Origin of the sequence: Psychrobacter sp. AOP31-B2-9 (assembly GCF_052378005.1) — a bacterium.
Classification (GTDB): Bacteria; Pseudomonadota; Gammaproteobacteria; order Pseudomonadales; family Moraxellaceae; genus Psychrobacter.
Window position 1 is genome coordinate 1 of sequence record NZ_JBQSXG010000196.1, and the last position, 4,332, is coordinate 4,332.

A 4,332-nucleotide genomic window follows, 5' to 3' on the forward strand; every position below is an offset into this window, starting at 1 on the left:
TTTACTTTAAAAAGGTTTAATAAGATTTAACTTACTTTAATGTAGTTGATTTTACTTTAAAATATTTGTTGATTTAATAAGCTTTATATGATTTTATTGTTGACCAAGGTAAACAATATGCTATTATAGGCACATAAAAAGCAATAAAGTTGATTGGTAGTCTTATATTTCAAGTATAAAAAATCTCTTACACGAAGCTAATCATAGAGGGGATTTCAAACACTAAGGAATTATCATGCCACATCTAAACGCTAAAAATTAAGTTATTAAGGTAGCAAGGTTTTTAATTATCGCCAGTTTGTTAGCACTAGTAGCTATTCTAAAAGCAATTTAGTTGTAAAGGTTGCCAATGTGTCTGTAGCTACTAGTGAGCACTGGACTGATAAACAGTCTGGAGAAGAACGTGAAGCGAGTAAATGGCACCGCATTGTTTTCAACGGCCGATTAGCAGAAATTGCTGCTCAATATTTGCGCAAAGAACGTAGCAAGGTTTATATTGAAAGCTTGATAAAGACGCGCAAATACCAAGCTCAAGACGTCAGCGATCGATACATTACTGAGATTAGAGCAATGCAGATCCCTGATAGCGCAGTGCACCTTCTGCTGGTAATGGCGTCAATACTGGTAACAGTAACAACATAACGGCCCGGTTGATGCTGGTATTTCATTTTAGAATATACGGAGCTGTAAAATGAGCGATTTAATCAAATGTGTTAAGTGTGACTCTAGCAAGCCTATCAGTGATTTTTACTTATCAAGAATTAGAAAATCACGCGCAACTGGTGAATGTATTGATTGCGTTTGCAAGCAAGTAAATGCAGCCGATCAAAAACCACACCGCCGCGCGTGGTTTACTAGTGAAGAGTTTAAGCGATTAAATATTGATAAATTCAATAGCTACAACGCAAAATATCCGCGCCGCTGTGCTGTAAGACAAGAAACGCAAGCGGCAATAAAGAGGGGTCGATTAGTGAAAGCGACTCATTGCGAAAAATGCAATAGAACAGATCGTATTGAGGCGCATCACGATGATTACAACAAAGCGTTAGATGTGCGATGGTTATGTAAAAGATGTCACGGATTTTGGCATCGTTATAACACCCCTGTCTATCCGTCAAATTAACCCGCCAGCGTGTGACTAGTAATCACGCTCTATCAATAAGGGCTTTACTATGAAACCCATCTACTATACAACCAGTGAAATTATGACCATGTTTGGCTGGCAGTCGAATACTACCATACAGCGCAAACGTGATAGTGGATTTATACCGCCGCCCGATCTGCCTGGTAGGCCTAACAAATGGCTAAAATGCAAGATCGATGATATTATCAACGCACCAAATGCTAATCCTAATAATGACTCTTTATAGAGTCATTATTGCTTTATACAGTATTCTACACAGTAGAATAAATTTGTAATCCAATAATAACTATATATATCAATATCTTAAGCTAACAGTGTGGATTCCTGGTGGCGCACCAATCATTGTATTTAGACATAACCTCGCATTACCTCAAGCCCTTTAAACTCCTATCATACCTAGTTATCAGTCCTTATTAAACACTTGTCATTACCTACTAGCACCTCTACAATGTTGTTAAATGCGTTGTTAAATAATATACAACGCCATTTTTTGTTGTTAATTATACAGTGAGGTTGTTGTTAAACCTCTCAACACCTTGAGGTATAAGCCATGACGAGAAAACAAGACTACCGATTAACTGACGCTGGCGTGAAAGCCATTGCCAAACAGTCCACACCTACTAAAGTCACACGCCATGGTGATGGCAACAATTTATATCTTATACAACATCCAAATGGCTCGCTATTTTGGCAAATGACCTACCGCTATCAATCCGATAAAGATCTTAAGCCCAAGCAAAAGACCTATCAGATAGGAATTTATAAGCCAGCCAAACAAGTCATTGATTCTACATTCAAACCAGAAGTGACGCTAAAAGAGGCACGGCTAGCACGTGATAAAGCTCAGGCATTACTGGCTGATAACATCGATCCTACAGAGCATAAAAACCATGAGAAAAATAACTTTGAGCAGAAGGACTTATTTAGAGTTATCGCCAAGAGCTATATCAACGAAAGATCTAGCACCACACCTAAGAATATTCAAAAACTTCATAACTATTTAGATAAGCATATCGCACCGCATATAGGCGACTACCCTATTGGCTCTATTACGCCACAAGATGTCATCAAAACTGGATTAGCCATCCAAACTTACTTTGAAGAACGAGGCAAGTGGACGACCGATACGTCACACAAGTACATTGCCCTGATTAGCTCGGTTTTTGAATATGCTATCAACACATTGGGCTACGATATTATTAATATCGCTTATGGTCGTAATAAAGCATTAAGACCTCACAAAGCTGAACGTATGAAAGCCATTGAGCAACATCAATTCCCAGAGCTGCTGCGCAATATTGACCAATATGGTGCAGACAACCCAAATGCGCATCAACAAACTATCGCAGGCATACAGCTGATGACGTTGTGCTTTGTCCGGACTAAAGAGCTAAGGTTCTTTGAGTGGTCAGAGATTGATTATCATAAAAACGTCTGGCGTATCCCAGCGCATAAGATGAAGATGCGTCAAGATCATATTATTCCGTTGTCACCTCAGGCGATGGCCATTATTGAGCGTATGAGACCTTTGACAGAAAAAACAGGTTATGTCTTTTACAACTTTGAGCGTAGCAAGCCTTATAGCGATGTCTGGTTCAATCAGGCCTTAAAGCGTATGGGCTACACAGGCGACCCCTATCCTAAAATGACTGGCCATGGATTTAGGCAGCTTGCCAGCACAGGACTATATGAGTTGCAATTTAGTCAGAACCTTATAGAGATACAACTTGCTCATCTTGAACAGTCAAGCGTAAAAAAGCGTTATGACCTTTCAGCACATCTAGCAGAGCGACAGATGATGATGAACCAATGGGCAAATCATCTAGATGACTTGCGGGCTGGTAAGGCTGTTAGCTTCGATTTACTCACACCAGATGAAATAAAAATGAAAATGAGTAGTCGTGATAAGCAAGCGGTCGATATAGCTTTGCATGATAAAGATATATTAATGAAAAGCCTACAGGCTAAAGGTGTACCGGATGAATTATTAGGACAGCTTGTTGATTATATTAAATAACTATCAGCTAGTAACTTATAACTTCCATTTGAGATAAAAACTAGGTGATTTCATGGAAAATAAATTGAATACCGATAGTACTATTACTTCGGAAGATATGTTTAATATTAATAATATGATAAATAGGTTGCATAATCAATCTAATGCTATTGAGGTAGTTCTAGGTATGCCTGAAGATATAGGTATAGTTAACAATTTATATAATCATGAGCAATGCACTACTACGCAAAAAAAACATAATTTACTTTTTTTAGAAGATGCTAAAGCTATATCTGTGCAATATGTTCGAGAAAACTTCAAAGTAGATACATCTTACTTTCTCGACAATATAGATAGTTTTTCAACTGAGCACGAAGATAGTGGCTTTGCAGGTAGTAAAGAAGAATATGCATTAAACCAATATATAGGTGAATTATTTAGTAAAATAGCTATTTCTCTGAATGAGCTTTTATCTGATACTTCAAAGTTCAATCATATTTTATCTAAATACTCTTCATCTGAATCTAAAAGATTGAGCTTAAAGTTCCTCGAAGTATTTCGAATATATGCATTCAAAGAGCTATCTTTTATCGCCTATCATACAGAAGCATTCAATATAGCCTTGATGTATCATGACTATGCAATGCAATTGTATTTTAGTAGTAGTAAATCTATCTTTTATGATAGTGCTGACTATTTTAGAAAATTGTCTTCAATACAAGGTACTAAGGCGGCCAAAACAAGATGGGCCCCTCAAGCTGAATATCGTCAACGAAAAAAGAAAGAATATCTTCATATAAAGGTGACACAGGGCTTCAACAAAAATACTAAAGCTGCAAGATACATTAAAGACTATATTGAAACAGATGAGCAACCATCTTACGAGTACGTTTATAAATTACTCTGTGAAGCTACGAATGGAAATTTTTCATAAAAAATTTATTATGCGCGCATAACTATACTAATAAGTAAAATTCTTAATTACTATTACTCTACAGCACTAGCCACTACTGGCCATAACCCTGCTATGGAGTAATAATATGAAACTAAAGAACAGGTATTTGCGAATGTCAGATCTCGCAAACCAACCTGAGCGTCCAGCTCGCAACTACACCACTCAATCAGGTCAACAGCGCACTATTACAGCCAGACCTGCCTCAAGCGGTATCACTGGATTTTCTGCTAAACATCT

The 4,332-nt window shown here is 37.4% G+C and carries 5 protein-coding genes; all 5 read left to right on the forward strand.

The features are described 5' to 3' along the window. The first annotated feature begins 351 nt into the window (after window positions 1-351). Window positions 352-642 (forward strand): single-stranded DNA-binding protein, encoded by a 291-nt coding sequence (gene ssb / locus ACT3SX_RS14115; RefSeq protein WP_442074723.1) that lies wholly within the window; start codon window positions 352-354, stop codon window positions 640-642. Window positions 643-691: 49 nt separating this feature from the next. Next, window positions 692-1,123 carry a hypothetical protein gene (locus tag ACT3SX_RS14120; protein ID WP_442074724.1) on the forward strand — a complete coding sequence of 144 codons (432 nt, stop codon included), beginning with the start codon at window positions 692-694 and terminating at the stop codon, window positions 1,121-1,123. Window positions 1,124-1,172: 49 nt separating this feature from the next. After that, the gene (locus ACT3SX_RS14125) at window positions 1,173-1,370 is read left to right on the forward strand and encodes a hypothetical protein (RefSeq protein WP_442074725.1); all 198 of its coding nucleotides are present in this window, start codon (window positions 1,173-1,175) and stop codon (window positions 1,368-1,370) included. A gap of 324 nt (window positions 1,371-1,694) precedes the next feature. Then, the gene (locus tag ACT3SX_RS14130; RefSeq protein ID WP_444518392.1) at window positions 1,695-3,161 is read left to right on the forward strand and encodes a tyrosine-type recombinase/integrase; all 1,467 of its coding nucleotides are present in this window, start codon (window positions 1,695-1,697) and stop codon (window positions 3,159-3,161) included. A 52-nt stretch (window positions 3,162-3,213) separates the two neighbouring features. After that, window positions 3,214-4,074 carry a hypothetical protein gene (locus tag ACT3SX_RS14135; RefSeq protein WP_444518393.1) on the forward strand — a complete coding sequence of 287 codons (861 nt, stop codon included), beginning with the start codon at window positions 3,214-3,216 and terminating at the stop codon, window positions 4,072-4,074. The last annotated feature ends 258 nt before the right edge of the window (window positions 4,075-4,332 follow it).